The organism is Microbulbifer celer (genome assembly GCF_020991125.1).
Taxonomy (GTDB): domain Bacteria; phylum Pseudomonadota; class Gammaproteobacteria; order Pseudomonadales; family Cellvibrionaceae; genus Microbulbifer; species Microbulbifer celer.
In genome coordinates, this window is the sequence record NZ_CP087715.1 from 852,684 (window position 1) to 875,586 (window position 22,903).

Annotated in this window: 16 protein-coding genes; 14 read left to right on the top strand and 2 right to left on the bottom strand. The window is 55.6% G+C overall.

Translation table 11 applies throughout. The features are described from left to right. The first annotated feature begins 558 nt into the window (after window positions 1–558). Both LPW13_RS03360 and LPW13_RS03365 read left to right on the top strand, forming a co-directional pair. The gene (locus LPW13_RS03360; RefSeq protein ID WP_230438037.1) at window positions 559–3,423 is read left to right on the top strand and encodes a glycosyl hydrolase family 18 protein; all 2,865 of its coding nucleotides are present in this window, start codon (window positions 559–561) and stop codon (window positions 3,421–3,423) included. 152 nt (window positions 3,424–3,575) lie between these two features. Next, a complete protein-coding gene (locus tag LPW13_RS03365) occupies window positions 3,576–5,153 on the top strand; it encodes a glycosyl hydrolase family 18 protein (RefSeq protein WP_230438038.1) in 1,578 nt (525 codons plus the stop codon). A gap of 145 nt (window positions 5,154–5,298) precedes the next feature. Here the strand turns inward: LPW13_RS03365 and gltA are convergent, their stop codons facing one another. Next, complete coding sequence (gltA, locus tag LPW13_RS03370; protein WP_230438039.1) at window positions 5,299–6,588, bottom strand: citrate synthase; 1,290 nt, start codon at window positions 6,586–6,588, stop codon at window positions 5,299–5,301. Window positions 6,589–7,247: 659 nt separating this feature from the next. Between gltA and sdhC the strand changes: the two genes are divergently transcribed. The 10 genes from sdhC to LPW13_RS03420 all read left to right on the top strand — a co-directional run bounded on the left by sdhC (window position 7,248) and on the right by LPW13_RS03420 (window position 19,418). Further along, complete coding sequence (sdhC, locus tag LPW13_RS03375) at window positions 7,248–7,622, top strand: succinate dehydrogenase, cytochrome b556 subunit (protein ID WP_230438040.1); 375 nt, start codon at window positions 7,248–7,250, stop codon at window positions 7,620–7,622. Then, entirely contained in the window at window positions 7,616–7,984 is a 369-nt protein-coding gene (gene sdhD, locus LPW13_RS03380) for a succinate dehydrogenase, hydrophobic membrane anchor protein (RefSeq protein ID WP_230438041.1), read from the top strand. Before sdhC ends, sdhD begins: the two co-directional genes overlap by 7 nt. A gap of 3 nt (window positions 7,985–7,987) precedes the next feature. Then, entirely contained in the window at window positions 7,988–9,760 is a 1,773-nt protein-coding gene (gene sdhA / locus LPW13_RS03385) for a succinate dehydrogenase flavoprotein subunit (RefSeq protein ID WP_230438042.1), read from the top strand. Window positions 9,761–9,778: 18 nt separating this feature from the next. Then, the gene (locus LPW13_RS03390) at window positions 9,779–10,486 is read left to right on the top strand and encodes a succinate dehydrogenase iron-sulfur subunit (RefSeq protein WP_230438043.1); all 708 of its coding nucleotides are present in this window, start codon (window positions 9,779–9,781) and stop codon (window positions 10,484–10,486) included. A gap of 184 nt (window positions 10,487–10,670) precedes the next feature. Next, window positions 10,671–13,496 carry a 2-oxoglutarate dehydrogenase E1 component gene (locus LPW13_RS03395; protein ID WP_230438044.1) on the top strand — a complete coding sequence of 942 codons (2,826 nt, stop codon included), beginning with the start codon at window positions 10,671–10,673 and terminating at the stop codon, window positions 13,494–13,496. Between the two features lie 71 nt (window positions 13,497–13,567). Next, on the top strand, window positions 13,568–14,776 hold the full coding sequence (gene odhB, locus LPW13_RS03400; protein ID WP_230438045.1) for a 2-oxoglutarate dehydrogenase complex dihydrolipoyllysine-residue succinyltransferase: 1,209 nt from the start codon (window positions 13,568–13,570) through the stop codon (window positions 14,774–14,776). Window positions 14,777–14,967: 191 nt separating this feature from the next. Continuing rightward, window positions 14,968–16,410 carry a dihydrolipoyl dehydrogenase gene (lpdA, locus tag LPW13_RS03405; RefSeq protein ID WP_230438046.1) on the top strand — a complete coding sequence of 481 codons (1,443 nt, stop codon included), beginning with the start codon at window positions 14,968–14,970 and terminating at the stop codon, window positions 16,408–16,410. A gap of 156 nt (window positions 16,411–16,566) precedes the next feature. After that, window positions 16,567–17,733 (top strand): ADP-forming succinate--CoA ligase subunit beta, encoded by a 1,167-nt coding sequence (gene sucC, locus LPW13_RS03410; protein WP_230438047.1) that lies wholly within the window; start codon window positions 16,567–16,569, stop codon window positions 17,731–17,733. A 2-nt stretch (window positions 17,734–17,735) separates the two neighbouring features. Then, complete coding sequence (sucD, locus tag LPW13_RS03415) at window positions 17,736–18,608, top strand: succinate--CoA ligase subunit alpha (protein WP_230438048.1); 873 nt, start codon at window positions 17,736–17,738, stop codon at window positions 18,606–18,608. Window positions 18,609–19,058: 450 nt separating this feature from the next. Continuing rightward, window positions 19,059–19,418 carry a hypothetical protein gene (locus tag LPW13_RS03420; protein ID WP_230438049.1) on the top strand — a complete coding sequence of 120 codons (360 nt, stop codon included), beginning with the start codon at window positions 19,059–19,061 and terminating at the stop codon, window positions 19,416–19,418. Window positions 19,419–19,673: 255 nt separating this feature from the next. Here LPW13_RS03420 and LPW13_RS03425 read toward each other — a convergent pair. After that, window positions 19,674–20,851 (bottom strand): IS3 family transposase gene (locus LPW13_RS03425; RefSeq protein ID WP_407941935.1). Its coding sequence is split into 2 segments (ribosomal slippage): window positions 19,674–20,584 and window positions 20,584–20,851, totalling 1,179 coding nucleotides; the frame shifts between segments, so codons are not numbered across the junction. A gap of 813 nt (window positions 20,852–21,664) precedes the next feature. On the opposite strand from LPW13_RS03425, the gene LPW13_RS03430 reads away from it, so the two are divergent. Both LPW13_RS03430 and LPW13_RS03435 read left to right on the top strand, forming a co-directional pair. Continuing rightward, entirely contained in the window at window positions 21,665–21,985 is a 321-nt protein-coding gene (locus LPW13_RS03430; protein ID WP_230434988.1) for a hypothetical protein, read from the top strand. Between the two features lie 150 nt (window positions 21,986–22,135). Continuing rightward, the gene (locus LPW13_RS03435) at window positions 22,136–22,429 is read left to right on the top strand and encodes a hypothetical protein (RefSeq protein WP_230438050.1); all 294 of its coding nucleotides are present in this window, start codon (window positions 22,136–22,138) and stop codon (window positions 22,427–22,429) included. The last annotated feature ends 474 nt before the right edge of the window (window positions 22,430–22,903 follow it).

Consider the following 22,903-nt stretch of genomic DNA (forward strand, 5'->3'; position numbering starts at 1 on the left):
TCTCACTGACGCAAATCGGTGTGGAGTGCCAACAACAAGCGGACCGTAACGAGGCTGAACATGACCGTAAATATGCCCACAGCGGGTGACCACTGATCTGAAATTGATTGATTTCAGCGAGTGAAAGAGCGGGAAGTAGCAGCCAGCTTGATTGGGTAAAGGGGCAGAGCGGTCGACAGAGTTCGGCCGCTTTTCATTTGTGGCCGGGAAATTCCGCCGGGGTATTCGAAATTTAACGCGCCAGAATGGGAAATTGTTTGTGACTAACCTCTCATGGCTGTCTTAGGGGGCTGGTCAAGTTAAACCGTACCGGGGTATTGTGAAAATGTAATGACATCGCTGTCATGTTTTTGATGAAAATGACAGCGATGTCATTCAGTCCGGTTAAGTGCATCCTGAAGTCGCTTTCCCCGGACCCCAGAGGTACCTGAAGCAGTACCGGCATCAGCAGTTGAATGCCGGTTCCGATGATCGGGGGCAGTGGTGCCCGCTGAGGTATGGCAAAGTCGCTCCACGCCCTCGTTACCTAATAAAAGATAATGAACAAGGTGACAATTCATGAAAGGGCTCACTCCCAATCACTGGCGCCGTGCACTCCTTGCACTCGGCCTCGCCAGCTCTTCAGCACTCGCGGCGCCCGGCGCGCCCACCATTGACTGGATGGAAACCAGCTTTGCCATCATAGAGGTGGATGAAGCGGCCACGGCCTACGAGCAGCTGGTAACCATCAATGACTACGCGGAAGTACCCGTTGCCTGGTCCAAGTGGTCTGGCGATGGCGCAACCACAGCCCAGTATCTGCTGAATGGCGAAGTGGTGCTGGAGCAGTCTGTCAGTGGCGGTGCCACCCAGACCGGTTCAGCCACGCTACAGGTCGACAAAGGCGGCCAGTATGCGTTGCAGGTGGCACTGTGTAACGATGACGGTTGTGCAACCTCTGAAGCAATGGAAATTGTGGTAGCGGATACCGATGGCAGCCACCTTGATCCGATTACCCTGACTGCCGGCGAAAACAATCAACCCTACACCAACACCACGGATTCCGTGGTCGGTACCTACTTTGTGGAGTGGGGCGTATACGGGCGTAAATTCTCTGTCGACATGATACCGGCTTACAATCTCACCCATATCATTTACGGGTTTATTCCCATCTGTGGTGGCGATGGCATCAACGACAGCCTGAAAGAAATTGAAGGTAGCTTTGCCGCCCTGCAGCGTTCCTGTTCCGGGCGTGAAGACTTCAAGGTATCCCTGCACGATCCGTTTGCCGCCTTGCAGAAGGCCCAGGCAGACCAGACTTTCTCTGATCCCTATAAAGGTAACTTCGGCCAGCTGATGGCTCTGAAACAGGCCTATCCGGATCTGAAAATCCTGCCTTCCATCGGCGGTTGGACTTTGTCCGACCCGTTCTATTTCTTTGACGATGCGGCCAAGCGCCAGACTTTTGTCGACTCCGTAGAGGAGTTTATGCGTACCTGGAAATTCTTTGACGGTGTCGACATCGACTGGGAATATCCGGGCGGTTCCGGCGCCAACCCGGATCTGGGCGACCCCGCCATCGACGGTGAAACCTACCGTCTGTTGATGCGTGACCTGCGCGCAATGCTGGACGGTCTCGAGCAGGAAACCGGTCGCGAATACGAGCTGACGTCTGCCATCGGTGCCGGCCGTGACAAAATCGAAGACGTGGACTACCAGGCTGTACAGCAGTACATGGATTACTTCTTCGTGATGACTTACGACTATTACGGCGGTTGGAGCAATGAGGTACTGGGGCACCAGACTGCGCTCTATGCGCCGACCTGGCGCCCCGACACTGATTACACCACCGACAACGGTATTCAAGCGCTGCTCGAGCAGGGTATGGAACCGGGAAAAATGGTGATTGGTGCTGCCATGTACGGTCGCGGCTGGACCGGCGTCAACGGCTGGACCGGTAACGACCATATGACCGGCACCGCGACTGGCATGGTAGACGGCACCTGGGAAGACGGTGTGGTGGATTACCGCGATATCGTCAGCCGCATTGCTACCGGTGAGTGGGAAGAATACTACGACGAAACTGCAGAGGCGGCGTACATCTTCAAGCCGGGCACCGGTGATCTGATCACCTACGACAACCATCGTTCAGTGCTGGCCAAGGGTGCGTACGCACAGTCCAAAGGTATGGCGGGCCTGTTCTCCTGGGAAATCGACGCGGACAATGGCGACATCCTCAACGCCATGCACGAGAGCCTCGGCCACGGCGATGGTCCCGGTAACCGTGCGCCCACTGCCCGTGCCGGTGGTGATCAGACTGTCGCGAGCGGTGCTTCTGTCTCTCTTGACGGCGGCAACTCCAGTGACCTGGACAATGATCCGCTGACCTACAGCTGGGTTCAGACCGCGGGCACCGATGTATCGCTGCAAAATGCTGACAGTGCCGTCGCCTCATTCACTGCACCTAGTGTTACCAGTGATGAAGTGCTCACTTTCACGCTGACCGTCAATGATGGCACCGTCAGTGATAGTGACGAAGTGCGTATCACCGTTGAAGCGGAACAGGCAAATCAGGCCCCCAGTGCCGACGCCGGTGCCGACCAGATGGTGGAAACTCCAGCGGTTGTCACCCTGAGCGGTGCAGCCTCAACTGACCCGGAAAACGATACGTTGACCTATAGCTGGAGCCAGGCATCCGGAACCTCTGTATCCCTGAGCGACAGCAGCGCTGTCAGCCCGACGTTCTCTGCCGACACAGTCAGTACGGAAGAAGAACTGGTGTTTGAGCTTACGGTCAACGATGGCGAGCTTTCCGATAGCGATCAGGTCAGCATCTTCCTGCTGCCGGAAGACAGCAACACCGCGCCGGTAGTTTCCGCGCCGGAAAGCGTGACCCTGGTCGAGGGTGAAAGTACCACCATCACTGCAACCGGTACCGATGCCGATGGCGATACCCTGAGCTACATCTGGGAAGGGATGGCCTCCGGTACCGGCGACACCATCACCATCTCCGCACCGCAGGTAGAGGCGGATACCGAGTTTGAACTCACCGTCACCGTTAACGACGGCCTGGCAACCGCCAGCGCAACTGTCGCCGTTTTTGTGACCAACGAAGACGATGACGGTAGCTGCGATGCCACCGATCCGAATGCCGCTGATTACCCCGCGTGGCAGTCCGGCACTTACCTCGGCGGTGATCAGGTCAGCCATGAAGATCTGGTCTGGGAAGCGAAGTACTGGACGCAACAGGAGCCGGCACTGGACGCAGCCGACTGGAAGCTCATCAGCGATATCGAAGTGCCGTGGAATGCTGCTACTGCTTACAACGGTGGCGATGAAGTGAACTTTGAAGGCCTGCGCTACCGCGCCAAGTGGTGGACTCAGGGGCAGGAGCCGGACACTTCTTCCGACTGGGAAGAAATCGGTCCCGCCACCTGCAACTAAAGCTGAGCCACGGGCACTGAAAAGGGGCGTCCTGTCTCTTTTCAGTCACCCGTTCAGTTTGCTGTCGATAAGCAGTTTGCAGTATTCAGAGGGCGCTTTTGCGCCCTCTGTTCTTTGCGTTGTATTCGGATAATCAATAAAAGGAACACAGCATGAAAAGTCGTTTAATGGGCGCACTTGCCCTCGCGCTTTTCTCGGTCAATGTCGCTGCGGTGGATTGCAGTGCGCGCGCGGACTGGGAAAGCAGTGCAATTTATGTGGAAGGGGATGCGGTGGCGCATCTCGGCAATGCCTACACCGCAAACTGGTGGACCCAGAACGAGGACCCTACCACCCACTCGGGTACCTGGGACGTGTGGGAGTACGATGGCGCCTGTGATGGCAGCTCATCTTCCGGAGGCTCCAGTTCTTCCAGCTCCTCCTCCTCGAGTTCATCTTCCTCATCGAGCTCTTCTTCCAGCTCCTCATCGAGCTCTGGTGGCAGTTCAGGTGGTGGCAGTTGCACATCTGCACAGTACGTTGCGGGCAATGCCTATGCCGCGGGTGATGTTGTTCAGAACGCGGGGTTTGAATTTCAGTGCAATATCGCCGGCTGGTGTTCATCCGATGCGGCCTGGGCCTATGAGCCCGGCGTGGGCGCGCATTGGGAAGATGCCTGGAGTCAGGTGGGGGATTGCGGCAGTGGTTCTTCCAGCAGTTCATCCAGTGGTGGATCCAGCTCCTCTGGTTCTGGCTCCTCCAGTTCTTCCGGCGGCAGCTCGTCGGGCGGCAACAGCGGCCTGCTGCCGAAGCATGCGCTGGTGGGTTACTGGCACAACTTCGACAACGGCTCCGGTCTGTACCGTATCAGCGAAGTGTCCGATGTGTGGGACGTGATCGTGGTGGCCTTTGCCGATGATGCCGGCAACGGCAGTGTCGCGTTCAACCTGGATCCCGGTCTGGACAAGCAGCAGTTTATCGACGATGTGGCGGCCAAGCGTGCCGACGGCAAGATCGTGATTCTCTCGTTTGGGGGTGAGAAGGGTACCGTTACCTTGAACTCCGAAGAAAACGTCAGCAACTTTGTCAACAGCACCGCGGCCATCATCGATGAGTACGGCTTTGACGGGATCGATATCGATCTGGAATCCGGCGCGGGCGTGATGCACGGGGCACCGGTGATCGAGAACATGGTGGATGCGGTCAAGCAACTGAAGCAGCAGTACCCGAACATGTACCTGTCCATGGCGCCGGAGCATCCCTATGTGCAAGGCGGTTACGTGTCTTATACCGGTATCTGGGGCGCCTACCTGCCGATGATCGACCAGTTGCGCGACGAGCTGGATCTGCTGCACGTGCAGCTGTACAACAATGGCGGCCTCGCCACCCCGTATCGCGGACCGGCCTATCCGGCAGGTTCTGTGGATATGATGGTGTCTTCCGCACTGATGCTGATCGAAGGCTTCCCGCTGGGGTATGGCGATGCCGGGTTCTTTGAGGGCCTGCGCCCGGATCAGGTGGGCCTGGCGCTGCCATCGGGCCCCAGTGCCGCCGGTAGCGGCTTCGCGACCACCGCGGACATCAACCGCGCGCTGGACTGCCTGACCCAGCAATTGAACTGCGACACCCTGACGCCGTCCCAGGCGTATCCGACCTTCAACGGTGTCATGACCTGGTCGATCAACTGGGATATGCACGACGGTGGCATCTTCTCCGGGCCGGTGGGTAGTCACGTGCATAACCTGCCGTAAGTACTTTCCGTTCCAATAGATCCGCTTCAGCCCTCCGCACCATTCGTGGTACGGGGGCTTGGTGTGCCTGACGGTGCGGTTCCGGTAATGTCCGGACATAAAAAAACCCGACAAAAGCCGGGTTTTTCCGATCCTGAAAAATCGCTTAGCGGTCGTTCAGGGATACGTAGTCGCGCGGCGTGTAGCCAGTGTATAGCTGACGCGGACGGCCGATCTTGTATGGGTTGGAGATCATCTCGTTCCAGTGTGCAATCCAGCCTGCGGTACGGCCGGTGGCGAAGATCACGGTGAACATGTCGGTAGGAATACCGATGGCCTTCATGATGATGCCGGAGTAGAAGTCCACGTTCGGGTAGAGTTTCTTCTCGACGAAGTACTCGTCTTCCAGTGCGATCTTTTCCAGTTTCTTGGCGATGCGCAGCAGCGGATCGTTCTCGGCACCCATGGCGCCCAGTACTTCGTCGCAGATGCCCTGCATGACGCGGGAGCGCGGGTCGAAGTTCTTGTACACACGGTGGCCGAAGCCCATCAGGCGGAACGGATCGTTCTTGTCTTTGGCCTTGGCAACGTACTCGTCGATACGGCTCTCGTCGCCGATCTCCTGCAGCATGTTCAGTACCGCTTCGTTGGCGCCGCCGTGTGCCGGGCCCCACAGGGTGGCAATACCGGAGGAGATACAGGCGAAGGGGTTGGCACCGGAAGAGCCGGCGAGACGCACAGTAGAAGTGGAGGCGTTCTGCTCGTGATCGGCGTGCAGCAGGAAGATCACGTCCATGGCCTTGGCCACAACCGGATCGATCTTGCTCGGCTCACAGGGGTTGCCGAACATCATGTGCAGGAAGTTCTCGGAGTAGCTGAGGCTGTTGTCCGGATACATGAACGGCTGGCCCTTGCTGTGCTTGTAGCACATGGCGGCCAGGGTCGGCATCTTGGCGATCAGGCGGTCCGCAGAGATCTTGCGGTGTTCCGGATCGGTGATGTCCAGGGAGTCGTGGTAGAAGGAGGCGAGGGCGCCGACAACGCCACACATCATGGCCATCGGGTGGGCGTCGTAGCGGAAGCCCTTGAAGAAGTTGACCAGTGACTCGTGCACCATGGTGTGGTTCATGATGCTGTTGACATATTCCTTCTTCTGCTGGGCAGACGGCAGTTCGCCGTTCATCAGCAGGTAGCAGGTTTCCAGATAGTCTGACTTCTCCGCCAGCTGTTCAATGGGATAGCCACGGTGCAGTAGCACGCCATTGGCACCATCGATATAGGTGATCTTGGATTCGCAGGAGGCGGTGGACATGAAGCCCGGGTCGTAGGTGAACAGGCCTTTGCCGGCCAGGCTGCTGACGTCGACAACGTCGGGTCCAGCAGTTCCGGAATAGACCGGCAGGTCGTAGGGAGCGTCGATACCGTCGACCGTGAGTTGAGCTTTCTTGTCGGACATTGTGGACTCCTAAAAACTATTCTTTTGCCAGCTTTTTCTTCCACACAAACCCCTGAATTACTGCTGGGGGTTTTGGGCCGGGTGCGACTCGTTCCGCGCTCTTTTTGTGATCACCTTCTACTGGGTAAAGCTGCGAATTTGCTCACGCACAACCCGGAAAGTGCCGGATTCTGCGGGCTCGGAGTGCCTTCGTTGGCTGCATCCGGACGCGGACATGGGGCTAGCGGGCTTTTAAGCGCGGCCAAACTTAAGTGCCGCGCCTCAAATTGTCAAACCAAATCGGACTGGCTGGGGGGTTCTATGCCCGCAGGATCTTCCGTGTTTGCGGCGGGTGGCAGGAATTTTGCCTGTGTCGGAAGGCAAACCGGCGCGGAAATCCGGGTGGAACGAAATGCGTGCTTCGTACCCTGGTCTGGACTTCGCCGGGACCTGCTTAATAGGGCGTGGCGTGGATTGCAACTACTAGAAAGCGACCGCCATGGGCCTGAGGTTCGTTGTGTTTTGAAATCTGAATGCCTATAATCCGCGCGGCTTGCGCCGTGGTAAGGCCACTTTGTACAAGACCTCTACAGGTTGCGCGCTAAGTGATCAGCGAGCCCGCCCGGTACCAAGAAAACTAACGGGCGCCCCGTCTTTCAGGGCAAAAAGGTGTTTTTCCTGTGAACAAAAACAGACCTGTCAATCTAGACATTTCTACTATCAAGCTCCCCGTGCCAGCGTTGGTCTCTATTCTTCACCGTATTTCCGGTGTAGTGCTCTTCGCTGTGGTTGCACTTCTATTGTGCATGCTGGATTCCAGTCTGGAATCCGAACAGGGTTTCCAAAAGGTAGCAGACGTACTCAATAGTGTGCCGGCCAAGCTCATCCTGTGGGCATCACTGGCTGCGCTGATCTACCACCTCATCGCCGGTGTACGTCACCTGCTGATGGATGCGGGCCTCGGTGAGAGCCTTGAAGGTGGTCGCCGCGGCGCGGTGATAGTACTCGTGCTTTCAGTCGTTCTCATTCTGCTTGCGGGGGTACTGATATGGTAAAGGCAGTAACGGGTTTCGGTCGTAGCGGTCTGTACGACTGGTTTATTCAGCGTGTCAGCGCAGTTGTGCTGGTGGCTTACACCCTCTTTATAGTGGGCTTTATCTTTCTCTCTAAAGATTTCGGCTATGCGAGCTGGTCGGCGCTGTTCGAGCAGCGCTGGGTGCGCGTATTCAGCCTGGTGGCCCTGATCTCCACGATCGTTCACGCCTGGATCGGTCTCTGGTCCGTCATTACCGATTACCTCACCAATCGCATGATGGGTGGCAAAGCTACGATTCTGCGTATTGTCGTCGAGGTGTTGTTGGGCGCTGTTGCCGTGTTCTACGCGGTTTGGGGCATTGAAATTCTGTGGGGTGTGTAAGTCATGTCGAATATGCGAACAATAACCTTTGACGGTATCGTAATTGGCGGTGGCGGCGCGGGTATGCGCGCGGCACTGCAGATGGCGCAGTCCGGCTTCAAAACTGCGGTAATCACCAAAGTATTCCCGACCCGCTCGCACACGGTTTCCGCCCAGGGCGGTATCACCTGTGCCATTGCCAGTGATGATCCCAATGACGATTGGCGTTGGCACATGTACGACACTGTGAAAGGTTCCGACTATATCGGTGACCAGGACGCCATCGAGTATATGTGCTCTGTGGGCCCGGAAGCGGTATTCGAGCTGGAGCACATGGGCTTGCCTTTCTCCCGTACAGAAGAGGGGCGTATCTATCAGCGCCCGTTCGGTGGCCAGTCCAAGGACTTCGGCCGCGGCGGCCAGGCGGCACGCACCTGTGCGGCAGCAGACCGTACCGGTCACGCTCTGCTGCACACGCTGTACCAGAACAACGTCAAAAACAACACCGTATTCCTGAACGAGTGGTTCGCGGTGGACCTGGTGAAGAACCAGGACGGCGCTGTCGTCGGTGTCATCGCTATCTGCATTGAAGACGGCGAAGTGGTGTTCATCAAATCCAAGGCCACGGTACTGGCCACCGGCGGTGCCGGCCGGATTTTTGCTTCCACGACCAACGCCCATATCAATACCGGTGACGGTGTCGGTATGGCCCTGCGCGCCGGTGTGCCGGTGCAGGATATGGAAATGTGGCAGTTCCACCCCACCGGGATTTACGGTGCCGGGACTCTGGTCACAGAAGGGTGTCGCGGTGAAGGCGGCTACCTGATCAATAAAGACGGTGAGCGCTTCATGGAGCGCTATGCCCCCAACGCCAAAGACCTGGCCGGGCGCGATGTGGTCGCCCGCTCCATGGTACTCGAGATTCTCGATGGTCGCGGTGCCGGTCCCAATGGCGACCACGTGTTCCTGAAGCTGGATCATCTGGGCGAAGAGTTGCTGCACAGCCGCCTGCCCGGTATCTGTGAGCTGGCGAAGACCTTCGCCCACGTAGACCCGGTTCACACCCCGATTCCGGTGGTGCCGACCTGTCACTACATGATGGGCGGGATTCCCACCAATGTGCACGGCCAGGCCCTGACCCAGGATGCGTCCGGCAATGACCAGGTCATCGATGGTCTGTACGCCTGCGGTGAAGTCGCCTGTGTATCGGTACACGGTGCCAACCGCCTGGGCGGCAATTCCCTGCTGGACCTGGTGGTATTCGGTCGCGCTTCCGGTCTGTTTATCGAGCAGTCCCTGCGTGAAGGTGTCGAGAATCGCGAAGCGTCCGAGTCCGATATCGAGTCGGCGATGTCGCGTCTGAACAGCCTGGAGACCACCAACAATGGTGAAGGTGCGGCAAAACTGCGTACCGAGCTGCAGAATGTGATGCAGAATCACTTCGGTGTATTCCGTCGCGGTGACTACATGGCCGAGGGCGTGAAGAAGCTGGAAGAGCTGCGCGAGCGCATTGGTAATGTGCGCCTGGACGACAAGTCCCGCGCCTTCAATACTGCGCGTATCGAGGCCCTGGAACTGCAGAACTTGCTGGAAGTGGCGGAAGCCACTGCAATCGCGGCAGAAGTGCGCACCGAGAGCCGCGGCGCTCATGCCCGTGAGGATTTCCAGGAGCGTGACGACGAGAACTGGCTGTGTCACTCCATGTTCTATCCGAGCGAGAAACGTGTCGGCAAGCGTGCGGTCAACTTCGCCCCCACGACTGTCGATACCTTCGAGCCGAAAACGCGTACTTATTAATTCGGGAGCGGAAGCAACATGTTGAAAGTAAGCATTTACCGTTACAACCCGGAAACCGATTCCGCACCTTACATGCAGGATTACGAGCTGGACACCGAAGGTAAGGACCTGATGGTGCTGGACGTACTGGAACTGCTCAAGGCTCAGGATCCGACTCTGGCGTACCGTCGCTCCTGTCGTGAAGGTGTGTGCGGCTCCGACGGCATGAACATTTCCGGCAAGAACGGTCTTGCCTGTATCATGCCGATCTCTGAAGCGGCGCCGAAGGGCAAGAAGCTGGTGCTGCGCCCGCTGCCGGGCCTGCCGGTGATCCGCGACCTGGTAGTGGATATGGAGCAGTTCTATACCCAGTACAAAAAGATTGAACCGTACCTGCAGAACGATACGCCCGCGCCGGCTATCGAGCGACTGCAGTCACCGGAAGACCGCGAGAAGCTGGACGGCCTGTACGAGTGTATTCTCTGTGCCTGTTGCTCTACCGCTTGTCCGTCCTTCTGGTGGAATCCGGACAAGTTCATCGGTCCGGCAGGCCTGCTGCAGGCCTACCGCTTCCTGGCAGACAGCCGTGATGAAGCGACTGATGAGCGACTCAGCAATCTGGATGACCCGTTCAGCGTCTTCCGCTGCCACGGTATTCAGAACTGCGTAAACGTATGTCCCAAAGGGTTGAACCCCACTCGGGCCATCGGGCATATCCGCAATATGCTGATAACTCGCGGCGTATAGCAAAAGGCCCAATGGGGCTCGCGGGTTTGCTACCAAAAAATAATCACAATTAAGCCGACAGCAGCGCAGGTGTCAGGCTTATACGAAAAAGGGGAGGTGTCTTTTCAGCGCCTCCCCTTTTGTGAGTGAAAGACAGGAAAGAGCGGCGTATCGGGTGAGCGCCGGTAATTGAGGTAGGCATTAAATGCACGAAAGCACAATGGAGGAGCTCTGGCGTACTTCGCATATCTCTGGCGGTAACGCCGGGTATGTTGAGGAGCTGTACGAGACTTATCTTCACGACCCCAGTGGTGTACCGGAAGAGTGGCGCAATTACTTTGACAGCTTGCCCCGTGTAAACGGAGGTGATGTTTCTCACGCGGCCATTCGCCAGCACTTTGAGTTGCTGGCCAAAAACCGCACCCGCCCCCTATCCGCCCCCGGCGCCGGCTCAGTCAATATTGAGCACGAGCGCAAACAAATCAAAGTTCTGCAACTGATCAGCTCCTATCGCCACCGCGGCCACAAAAAGGCCACGTTGGACCCGTTGGGCATCATGGCCCGTGAACAGGTGCCAGATCTGCAATTGAATTATCACGGCCTGACTGAAGGCGACTTCGACACCACGTTCCAGACCGGCGACCTGTTCTTCGGTAATGGCGAAGCCACCCTGCGTGAAATCGTACAAGGGTTGGAAAACACCTATTGCGGCAATCTCGGTGCGGAAATCATGCACTTGTCCAACCTGGATGAGCAGCAGTGGTTCCAGCAGCGCCTGGAGCGCAGCCAGTCCAAGCCCAGTTTTGGTAACGATGTCCGTACCGAGATCCTGCAGCGCTTGTCCGCGGCAGAAGGTCTTGAGCGTCATCTGGATTCCAAGTATCCGGGTACCAAACGTTTCGGTGTGGAAGGTGGCGAGAGCCTGATCCCGCTGATGGACTCTCTGATCCGTCGTTCCGGTACCTATAACGTCAAAGAAATCGTGATCGGCATGGCCCACCGTGGCCGTCTGAACACCCTGGTCAATATTCTGGGCAAGAATCCGTCGGATCTGTTCGAAGAGTTCGAAGGTAAGAAAACCCTGGATACCTCCGGTGACGTGAAGTACCACCAGGGCTTCTCATCCAACGTGATGACCCCGGGTGGTGAAGTGCACCTGGCGCTGGCCTTTAACCCTTCACACCTGGAAATCTGTGCGCCGGTGGTTGTGGGTTCCGTGCGCGCCCGTCAGGACCGTCGCGGCGACAGCGCCGGTGAAAAGGTGATGCCGATCAATATCCACGGTGACGCCGCCTTTGCCGGCCAGGGCGTGGTGCAGGAAACCCTGCAGATGTCCCAGACCCGCGGTTACTATACCGGTGGCAGCATCCACCTGGTACTGAACAACCAGGTGGGCTTTACCACCAGCAAGCAGGAAGATGCACGCTCCACCGAGTACTGTACCGATGTGGCGAAGATGATCGACGCTCCGGTATTGCACGTAAATGGGGACGATCCCGAAGCGGTGGTTCTTGCGGGCCTGCTGGCGGTGGATTACCGCTACGAATTCAAGAAGGACATCGTCATCGATCTGGTGTGCTACCGTCGTCGCGGTCACAACGAGACCGATGATCCTTCCGGCACCCAGCCGTTGATGTACAAAACCATCCGCAAGCACAAGACTACCCGTACCCTGTACGCGGAAAAGCTGGTTGCAGAAGGGGTGCTGGACAAGGCCGCGGCAGACAAGCTGGCGAACGACTATCGCGACAAACTGGATCGCGGCGAAGATGTGGCCACCGGCTTGGTACACGAGCCCGACGAGTCCATGTTTGTCGACTGGCGCCCGTATCTCAATCACGAGTGGACCGCCGAAGGCGATACCAGCTTCCCGCTGACCAAGCTGAAAGATGTGGCCAACCGTATGACGACCGTGCCCGACGGCATCGTCATGCAGCGCCAGGTGTCCAAAATCTATGATGACCGCCGTAAAATGGCCGGTGGCGCGCTGCCGCTGAACTGGGGCATGGCGGAGACCCTGGCCTACGGTACTTTGCTGGAACAGGGCTTTATGGTCCGCTTCACCGGTGAGGATGTTGGGCGCGGTACTTTCTCGCACCGCCACGCGGTTGTTCACAGCCAGAAAGACGGCCAGAGTTACGTACCGCTACAGCATATGTATGAGGGCCAGCCGCGTTTCGATATCTACGACTCGCTGCTGTCGGAAGAAGCAGTGCTGGCATTCGAATACGGTTACGCCACCACCACCCCGAAATCCCTGGTGGTGTGGGAAGCACAGTTCGGTGACTTCGCCAACGGCGCCCAGGTGGTGATCGACCAGTTCATCACTTCCGGTGAGCACAAGTGGGGCCGCATGTGTGGCCTGGTGATGCTGCTGCCGCACGGTTATGAAGGACAGGGACCGGAGCACTCCTCCGCGCGTCTCGAGCGTTTCATGCAGCTGTGTGCCGAGCACAATATCCAGGTGTGTAACGCCACCACCCCGGCACAGATTTTCCATCTGTTGCGCCGTCAGGCGATTCGCCCGATGCGCCGTCCGCTGGTGATCATGAGCCCGAAGTGGATCCTGCGTCACAAGCTGGCTACCTCCAGCCTGGACGAGCTGGCCAATGGCAAGTTCCACAATGTAATTCAGGACGAGGCTGTAGATCCCGCCAAGGTGAAGCGACTGATCCTGTGTTCCGGTAAGGTCTACTACCATCTGCTGGAAGCGCGTATGGAGCGCGAACAGGAAGATGTGGCACTGGTACGTATCGAACAGCTGTATCCGTTCCCGGACGACGAATTCCTGGCAGCGGTTTCTGCATTCAAGAACATCAAGAGTGTGGCCTGGTGTCAGGAAGAACCGATGAACCAGGGGGCCTGGTACTCCAGCCAGCACCACCTGCGTCGTCTGTTGAAAGAAGCACATCCAAAACTGGAGCTGGAATATGTCGGCCGCGCAGCCTCTGCTGCACCGGCGGCGGGTTATATGTCCACGCACCTGGAAGAACAGAACAAGTTCATCAATGAGGCGCTGACTGTCAAATAAGGCAGCAGTACAACGAAGAGCAGGGTGCTGTGAAATCCGGCACCCAAGAGCAATCTCAGGAAACAGGAACAATGACCATCGAGATTAAAGCGCCAACTTTCCCGGAATCCGTTCAGGATGGCTCCATCGCCACCTGGCACAAACAACCGGGTGAAGCCGTGTCCCGCGATGAACTGATCGTGGATATCGAAACCGACAAAGTCGTACTGGAAGTTGTAGCTCCGGCTGACGGCGCCCTCACTGAAATCATCAAGGGCGAGGGCGATACCGTTCTCTCCAATGAAGTTATCGCCAAATTTGAAGAAGGTGCCGGCGGCAGCGCTGACGCCTCTGGCGGCGACGAAGCCAAGGCGGAAGAGAAATCCGAAGCGCCGGCCCCGGCTGCAGGTGGTGACGAGAAAATCGCCATGCCGTCCGCCAAGAAAATGGCGGCGGAAAAGAACGTGGACCTCGGCGGCGTCGAAGGTTCCGGTAAAGGCGGTCGCGTACTGAAAGAAGACGTGATGAAAGCGGGCTCCGCGCCGGCAGCAGCGGCTGCGCCGGGTGCGGCGGCAGAAGTTGCGACGGCACCGGGCGAGCGCGTTGAAAAGCGTGTACCGATGACCCGTATGCGCAAGCGCATCGCCGAGCGTCTGCTGGACGCCTCCCAGTCCACCGCCATGCTCACTACTTTCAACGAAGTGAACATGAAGCCGATCATGGATCTGCGTAAAAACTACAAAGATCTGTTCGAGAAGACGCACAACGGCACTCGTCTGGGCTTCATGGGCTTCTTCGTAAAAGCTGCGGTAGAAGCGCTGAAGCGTTACACCGCAGTCAACGCATCCATCGACGGCAACGACATCGTCTACCACGGTTACCAGGACATTGGTGTTGCTGTTTCTTCCCCGAAAGGCCTGGTAGTTCCGATTCTGCGCAACGCAGAAAACATGGGCCTGGCGGACATGGAAAACAATATCCGTGATCTGGGCCTGCGCGCTCGTGACGGCAAACTGTCCATCGAGGAAATGACCGGCGGTACCTTCACCATCACCAACGGTGGTGTATTCGGTTCGCTGCTGTCCACCCCGATCCTGAACCCGCCGCAGACTGCGATCCTGGGTATGCACAAGATTCAGGAGCGCCCGATGGCGGTAGACGGCAAGGTTGAAATCCTGCCGATGATGTACCTGGCGCTGTCTTACGATCACCGCCTGATCGACGGTAAGGAAGCGGTTGGCTTCCTGGTTGCGATTAAGGAAATGATCGAAGATCCTGCGCGTATCCTGCTGGAAGTATAAGCAGATTGTATTTGGAGATACGGCGGCTGGGCCTTTAAGTGCTTTGCAGTACTTTCCAGCCGCCGGACAAATGAGCCAGCCGTTCGAGCTGGCGTCAACGGCGGTAAGACCGTTTCAGGGAAAGCCGGGATCGCCCGGCCATGCGGTAGATAATCCGCATGCGTTGAATCCACACAATTTTGGAACAGACCATGTCAGAAAAATTTGACGTAATCGTAATCGGCTCCGGCCCCGGTGGTTATGTAGCCGCAATCCGCGCAGCACAGCTGGGTCTGAAAACTGCCTGTGTCGAAAAATGGACCAGCAAAGAAGGCAAAGTTGTCAACGGTGGTACCTGCCTGAACGTGGGTTGTATCCCCTCCAAGGCACTGCTGGACAGCTCCTGGAAATTCCACGAAGCGCAGGATTCTCTCGACGTACACGGCATCGATACCGGCAAGGTAAAGATCGACGTCAAGAAAATGATCGAGCGTAAAGACGGTGTTGTGAAGCAGATGTCCGGCGGTATTGCCGGCCTGTTTATGGCCAACAAGGTCACCTCCATCGGAGGCACCGGCAAACTGCTGGCTGGTAAAAAGGTCGAAGTCACCGATCACGATGGCAAAACCACTACCTACGAAGCGGAAAACGTCATCCTGGCTTCTGGCTCCGTACCGGTAAACATTCCGCCGGCACCGGTGGACAACAAGGTGATCGTCGACTCCACCGGCGCTCTGGAATTTACCTCCGTACCCAAACGTCTGGGTGTGATTGGTGCCGGCGTTATCGGCCTGGAACTGGGCTCCGTCTGGAATCGCCTGGGGTCCGATGTTGTGGTACTGGAAGCGCTGGATAACTTCCTGTCCATCATGGATCAGCAGATCGCCAAAGAATCCCAGAAAATCCTCAAAAAGCAGGGTCTGGATATCCGCCTGTCCTGCCGCGTAACCGGCACCGAAGTGAAAGGCAAGGAAGTTGTCGTCACTTATGAAGACAAAGACGGAAAAGAGCATCAGGAAACTTACGACAAGCTGATCGTTTGTGTGGGCCGTCGTCCGTACACCGAAGGTCTGCTGTCTGAAGACGCTGGCGTGAAGCTGGATGAGCGTGGCTTTGTCTACGTCAACGACCTGTGTATGACTTCCGCTCCGGGCGTATGGGCAGTGGGTGACGTAGTACGCGGCCCGATGCTGGCACACAAGGCGTCTGAAGAAGGGGTTGTGGTTGCAGAGCGCATCGCAGGCCAGAAGCCGATGATGAACTATGACGTGATCCCGAACGTGATCTATACCCACCCGGAAATCGCCGCAGTCGGCCGTACCGAAGAGCAGGTGAAAGCCGATGGTGAGCCGTACAACGTGGGTGTATTCCCGTTCGTTGCTTCCGGTCGCGCCGTTGCTGCCAACGAGACCTCCGGTATGGTGAAGCTGATCGCGCACGCGGAAACCGATCGTGTACTGGGCGCCCACATTGTTGGCCCGTCCGCCGCGGATCTGGTGCAGCAGGTAGCGATTGCCATGGAATTCGGCTCCAGTGCAGAAGACATCGGCATGACCGTATTCGGTCACCCGACCCTGTCTGAAGCGGTGAAGGAAGCGGCGCTTGCAGCCAACGGGCACGCGATCCATATCGCCAACCGTAAAAAGCGTAAGTAATCGGGAGGCTTCAGCCTCCACGCAGGGCGGGCTCTAAGCCCGCCTATTCATTTCAAAATCCTGAGTTTGTAACGAAGCAGATGCAGGATTTTGTCTTTCGGTGCAGAGCAATCTGCAAATTGATAAACACATTTTTAATGTGAATTGGTATTTACTATGAACTTGCATGAGTATCAGGGCAAACAACTGTTTGCAGAATACGGATTGCCGGTTTCCAAAGGCATTGCAGCGGAAACCCCGGCAGCGGCAGCAGCGGCAGCAGACGAAATCGGCGGAGACAAGTGGGTTGTTAAGGCCCAGGTACACGCTGGTGGCCGCGGTAAAGCGGGCGGCGTAAAGCTGGTGGACTCCAAAGCGGAAATTGAAGAATTTGCCAAGAAATGGCTGGGTAACAACCTGGTAACTTACCAGACAGATGAAAACGGCCAGCCGGTTTCCCGCATCCTCGTGGAAAGCTGCACCGACATCGACCAGGAACTGTACCTGGGCGCGGTAGTTGACCGTTCCACCCGTCGCATCGTATTCATGGCCTCCACCGAAGGCGGTGTTGAGATCGAAAAAGTTGCGGAAGAAACTCCGGAAAAAATCCTGAAAGCCACTGTTGATCCGCTGGTAGGCGCGCAGCCTTACCAGGCGCGTGAGCTGGCGTTCAAGCTGGGCCTGAAAGGCGTTCAGATCAAGCAGTTCACCCAGATTTTCCTGGGTCTGGCCAAGATGTTCGAAGAGAAGGATCTGGCCCTGCTGGAAATCAACCCGCTGGTCATCACTCCGGAAGGCAACCTGCACTGCCTGGACGCCAAAGTAGTGATCGATGGCAACGCCCTGTACCGTCACCCGGACCTGCGTGAAATGCACGACCCGTCTCAGGAAGACGAGCGCGAAGCACACGCAGCCAAGTGGGACCTCAACTACGTAGCGCTCGATGGCAACATCGGCTGCATGGTAAACGGTGCCGGCCTGGCCATGGGTACCATGGACATCGTCAACCTGCACGGCGGCAGCCCGGCCAACTTCCTGGACGTTGGCGGCGGCGCGACCAAAGAGCGCGTGGTTGAAGCATTCAAGATCATCCTGTCTGACGACAACGTGAAGGCAGTTCTGATCAACATCTTTGGCGGCATCGTTCGTTGCGACATGATCGCAGAAGGCGTCATTGGCGCAGTGAAAGAAGTCGGCGTAAAAGTACCGGTTGTTGTTCGTCTGGAAGGTAACAACGCAGAGCTGGGCGCCAAGGTCCTGAGCGAAAGCGGCCTGAACATTATCGCTGCCACCAGCCTGACCGATGCGGCTCAGCAAGTGGTTAAAGCTGCGGAGGGTAAATAATCATGTCAGTACTGATTAACAAAGACACTAAAGTAATCTGTCAGGGCTTCACCGGCTCTCAGGGTACTTTCCACTCCGAGCAGGCGATCGAGTACGGTACAAAAATGGTCGGCGGTGTAACCCCGGGCAAAGGCGGCCAGACTCATCTCGGCCTGCCGGTATTCGACACCGTTAAAGAAGCGGTCGAAGCCACCGGTGCAGAAGCATCCGTTATCTACGTGCCGGCGCCTTTCTGTAAGGATTCCATCCTGGAAGCGGCCAACGGCGGCATCAAGCTGATCGTGTGCATCACCGAAGGCATTCCTACCATGGACATGCTGGACGCCAAGGTTAAGTGCGACGAGCTGGGTGTACGTCTGATCGGCCCGAACTGCCCGGGCGTGATCACTCCGGGTGAATGCAAAATCGGCATCATGCCGGGCCACATCCACAAGCCGGGCAAAGTGGGCATCGTTTCCCGCTCCGGTACTCTGACTTACGAAGCCGTAAAGCAGACTACCGACCACGGCTTCGGCCAGTCCACCTGTGTGGGCATTGGTGGTGACCCCATCCCGGGCTCCAACTTCATCGACATTCTGGAAATGTTCCAGAACGACCCGCAGACCGAAGCCATCGTAATGATCGGCGAAATCGGCGGTACCGCTGAAGAAGAAGCGGCGGCTTACATCAAGGAAAACGTCACCAAGCCGGTGGTTTCCTACATCGCTGGTGTAACCGCACCTCCCGGAAAGCGCATGGGCCACGCCGGTGCGATCATCTCCGGTGGTAAAGGCACTGCAGACGAGAAGTTCGCAGCACTGGAAGATGCCGGTGTTAAAACCGTCCGCTCCCTGGCGCAGATCGGTGATGCACTGAAGGAAGTAACTGGCTGGTAATCAGCGAGTACTTTCACGCATAAAAAAAGCTGCCCTCGGGCAGCTTTTTTTATGGCTGCCAGATATGGAAGGTATTTTCCAATCGGCTTCAGGGGACCAGCACAGGGGGCAGGAGAATACTCAAATAGTGCGCATGACTATAGTGACTTTAGGTTCAATCTTTCCACAAGGTTACCGAGATCAGAAGCCTATGGCTTGTGTGCAAGGTGTGAGATAGGCTAACTTATTGATTTTAAAATAAATTGATTGGATCAATCGAGCCATTCAGATTTAGTAAACAAAAGCCCCAGGCTTCTTTTGCCTAGGACTTCAATAGCGTTGCTGGCTGTAACACATTGATTTCAAATGGTTTTCTTTATGTCGGATGTTTTTTGCGCCGATAAACAAAAGCCAGAGCAACAGAAGCCCTAGGCGTATGAATAAAACTGTTATGCAATAAAGGTGTAGTTAATGAATACAGATCTAGGGCAATATTTGTACAGAAATAAAAGTAAGTGGGAACAGGTAAAGGATAAAAAAATAACTCTTACTTGGTCACAACAGCAGGTAGTGGTCAGCTATCCGCCTGAGGGGCCTGAATTAACGATTACATCGCCATTTCCAATTTTGAGTAAGTCGGGTAGTGAAGTGTTCTGTAGCACTTTAAGGTTTCCTGAGTCTTCCTCAAAGGAAGAAGTGGACTCAATTCTTAAAAGGGGCTTCGTAAACATCGTTCCTGCAAAACTTTGCAAAAGCTACAAAGCTCAAGGTGGCTCAGAAACTTATCGGCCAGTTCAAATACTACTCAGCACCGCGCCTGAAAATGCATAACAAGCCAGGCAGTTCGCTCCGGGCCTTCGGCCCTACGCGGGACAGCCTACCTTATGCACGTTTTGCGCGGTCGCTGCGCTCCCATTATTGCGCAAAACGCGCACAAGGTAGGCTGCCCCTGCTGGCGGCGTTATGTGTCCTACGGAAAAATGAAAAATAGAGCGGTACCGATCACAGTTTCAATTGTAGTTCTAGTTGCGCTGTCAGTTCTATTCGGTGTTGCTTATGAGGAGTGGGATGGTCTCTGTGTAGTGGTCAACTCTTTTTGGCCACCGAACTCTGAGCATTCCAATATTTCTCTTCCGCCACATTCGGCGGCATTCCATCATTTTTCTGATGGGGGCGTATTTGGCTGTAGTAGCCAATGATGTAACTCGTGATTCCCTGTTTAGCCGCAGGGAAGGACTTGTAGCCGGTTTCCGGAACCCACTCTGTTTTGAGACTCCGGAAAAAGCGCTCTGTCGGTGCGTTGTCCCAGCAGTTGCCGCGACGGCTCAGGCTCTGCGTCATTCTGTAGCGCCACAGTTGTTGTCGGAACGCGAGGCTTGTGTACTGACATCCCTGGTCCGAGTGGAACATGATGCCTTCCGGTTGCCCTCGTGATTCGTAGGCCATCGTAAGCGCCTTTTTAACCAGGGCGGTGTCAGGCGATAACGATAGCGCCCAACCAACCGGCTTACGCGCAAAGAAATCTATAACTACCGCCAGATACGCCCACCGGGCACCTGTCCAGATATACGTGATATCGCCGGCCCAAGCCTTGTTTGGTGCAGCAACGTTAAACTCCCGATCCAGATGATTCGGAACATCAACGTGTGGTTGCTCAGCCTTCTTGTACCGATGATTTGGAAGCTGGGTGCTCTCCAAACCGAGTAGCTTCATTCGCTTTGCAGCGCGGTACCGGCTGAGCGGTGTACCGCCCTGTGTTACGATCTTCGAGATGGTTCTTGCCCCTGCAGAACCGTTGCTAACTTTATGAGCTGCCTTCACTAACGCCTGTAGTCGCACCTCTTCTGGCTTTGGCTCGGACGACCTGTCACGCCAGCTCCGATAGCTGCTCCGGTGTACATCAAATACGTCGCACAACCGCTGAACGGCATAGCTCCCCTGCAATCGCTCGATTATTTTGAACTGTTCAGCGAGTCCGACATCAAGAGAGCTGTAGCCTTTTTTAGGATTTCTTTCTCCTCTTCGACTCGCTTAAGCTTCCGTTCTAGCTCTTGGATGCGGATCTGATCTGGAGTAATAGCCACGCCCTCCGGCGCCTTGCCGCCTCGCTCTGCCCGGAGCTTCCGTATCCACGACTCCATCGTGGATTTACTGACTCCCATGGCTTCGCAAGCCTCTTTCACGGTGTAGTTCTGGTCGACTACCAGCTGGGCTGCCTCGAGCCTGAACTCGGGGTCAAATCGCTTCTTTTTTGACTTGGTCATTAATTCACCTGATCTCGTTGAGCATGATAATATCACTCAAAGTCAGGTGGCCAAATTCAGTGTGCCACTACACTGTGGCCACAAGGAAGAGTTTGGTCTTTTTCCGTTCTATCGTATTGGCATTCCATCTGATCCATCTGGAGAATGTTCGACGGGTTTTATAGCTAAGGGAGTAGTTCAAACTAGTATCGCGGTTATATTCTTAGTGGTCTCCGTGGTTTTTTCATTGCGGAAACACGAAGGGAAGGTAAAGTGCCAGTAACTCCACATAACAAACAGCGGCAGAGCGACAGCCAACGCTACGCACCTTTTGTGTTACTCGCTGGCGCTCAAACATTAACACAAAAAGTGCTCCGCGCTGGCTGCGCCTGCGCTGGGCGTTAAAGCTCACAAGCACTGTGATTCATATTTATGGCAGAAATAACTGATTATATAGTCATTTCCGGAAACGGATCAGAGTTAAAAGCCGATCCATTCGGAGAGAGTCTGGCTTTCGCTTGTGGTGATTGTGGGTATCCCGTTGTAGCGGTGACTGAAAAAGGGCAGCGTGGCTCGTCTATTGAGAATGCTTCAGTTTGCAGAGGCTGTTGGCAACATTATGTTGTGGAAGTACGAAACTCCGTACAGAAAATCGTGGTGTATCGGGCCCATGAGCTTTAACAAAGCCAGGCAGGATGCTCCGGGCCTTCGGCCCTCCGCGGGACGTCCTACTTTGCGCACTTTGTTGCGCGAGTCGCTGCGCTCCCATTATCGCGCAACAAAGCGCGCAAAGTAGGCCGCCCCTGCTGGCGGCGTTATGTGTAGTAGAAAATTATGAGCAATGTACTTGTAATCGCAGCCAATATATTTCTTTATCTCGGTCTAATTATCATGTTCGTAGCCGGGATTTTTGCCGTTAAGAGGCTCCGGAATTCCGGGTCAATTTTTATACTCTTGGGCGCAATTATTACAGTCGTGGGATACACAATGATAAAGCTTGGCATCCCTAGCTTTCCTGGTGGAGTAGAGTTTGCAGAAGATAGTTTTCTTAAAATGAGAGCATTGCTATTTGGTGTCTTGCAAGCTAGCTTGGCCCTAGGTCATTTGAGTATTGCAATAGGGGTTTTTTTGCTGGTCCGTCAGAAAAACACATAACAAACGCAAGCAGTATGCTACGGCCCTTCGGGCCTCCGCGGGACGCCCAACGCTATGCACATTTTGTGCGGGTCGCTGCGCTCCCAGTTTCGCACAAGACGTGCATAGCATTGGTCGCCCCTGTTGCGGGCGTTATGGATCGTAAACACCATGGGTAGTAAGTTACCTCAAGATCAGCTGGAGCTATACAAGAGAATTGATGAAATTCTTTTCTATAAATGGGATCCGATTGGTATTTCTAATGGTGATTGGGCCAGAGATGAGTATCAATCATACTTGCCTAGAGTATTTAAAATGGCAATTGAAAATGGCTCAGCAAAGGAAATAGCTAATTATTTGACCAAAATTTCAACTGAGTATATGGGGTTGTCGGAAGCTAAAGAGCATGATTTAGCCGTTGCCAAACTCATACTTGAGGTAAAAAATTCCGTTGGTCTCAGTTAGTGCGAGGCAAGTAATCCATAACAATCGCAGGCAGTATGCTCCGGCCCTTCGGGCCTCCGCGGGACGCCCAACGCTATGCACATTTTGTGCGGGTCGCTGCGCTCCCAATTTCGCACAAAATGTGCATAGCATTGGTCGCCCCTGCTGCGGGCGTTATGGTGCCGGGCCGTAAAAATGGTTGTCTGTGCCAACGTGTAATTTACAGCTCTGTTTTGGCACGCAGCATCCGGTTTTCTGCCGTGATAAAATCAAGCAGTTTCGTTCCTGGTGCTTTCGTTCAAGTTCGTAGGAATCGCGGTAAATCCGCTACAGTGACGTGGAGTGCCAATAAGAGAATAATTGGTTGGGGAAAGCTGGAAGTTCTTTCCTCGTTTTTAAGGAGCTTCGGCGCATTCGGTGCCCGTAGGTATTTCGGAGCGCGTCAGCCATAACCAGTCGCTGCAACCGACATCTTACTTTGGGCACTTTGTTGCG

Coding starts and splice junctions, on each gene's coding strand:
- LPW13_RS03360 (WP_230438037.1), top strand. CDS start 559: ATGAAAGGGCTCACTCCCAATCACTGGCGCCGTGCACTCCTTGCACTC.
- LPW13_RS03365 (WP_230438038.1), top strand. CDS start 3,576: ATGAAAAGTCGTTTAATGGGCGCACTTGCCCTCGCGCTTTTCTCGGTC.
- gltA (WP_230438039.1), bottom strand. CDS start 6,588: ATGTCCGACAAGAAAGCTCAACTCACGGTCGACGGTATCGACGCTCCC.
- sdhD (WP_230438041.1), top strand. CDS start 7,616: ATGGTAAAGGCAGTAACGGGTTTCGGTCGTAGCGGTCTGTACGACTGG.
- sdhA (WP_230438042.1), top strand. CDS start 7,988: ATGTCGAATATGCGAACAATAACCTTTGACGGTATCGTAATTGGCGGT.
- LPW13_RS03390 (WP_230438043.1), top strand. CDS start 9,779: ATGTTGAAAGTAAGCATTTACCGTTACAACCCGGAAACCGATTCCGCA.
- LPW13_RS03395 (WP_230438044.1), top strand. CDS start 10,671: ATGCACGAAAGCACAATGGAGGAGCTCTGGCGTACTTCGCATATCTCT.
- odhB (WP_230438045.1), top strand. CDS start 13,568: ATGACCATCGAGATTAAAGCGCCAACTTTCCCGGAATCCGTTCAGGAT.
- lpdA (WP_230438046.1), top strand. CDS start 14,968: ATGTCAGAAAAATTTGACGTAATCGTAATCGGCTCCGGCCCCGGTGGT.
- sucC (WP_230438047.1), top strand. CDS start 16,567: ATGAACTTGCATGAGTATCAGGGCAAACAACTGTTTGCAGAATACGGA.
- sucD (WP_230438048.1), top strand. CDS start 17,736: ATGTCAGTACTGATTAACAAAGACACTAAAGTAATCTGTCAGGGCTTC.
- LPW13_RS03420 (WP_230438049.1), top strand. CDS start 19,059: ATGAATACAGATCTAGGGCAATATTTGTACAGAAATAAAAGTAAGTGG.
- LPW13_RS03430 (WP_230434988.1), top strand. CDS start 21,665: ATGAGCAATGTACTTGTAATCGCAGCCAATATATTTCTTTATCTCGGT.
- LPW13_RS03435 (WP_230438050.1), top strand. CDS start 22,136: ATGGGTAGTAAGTTACCTCAAGATCAGCTGGAGCTATACAAGAGAATT.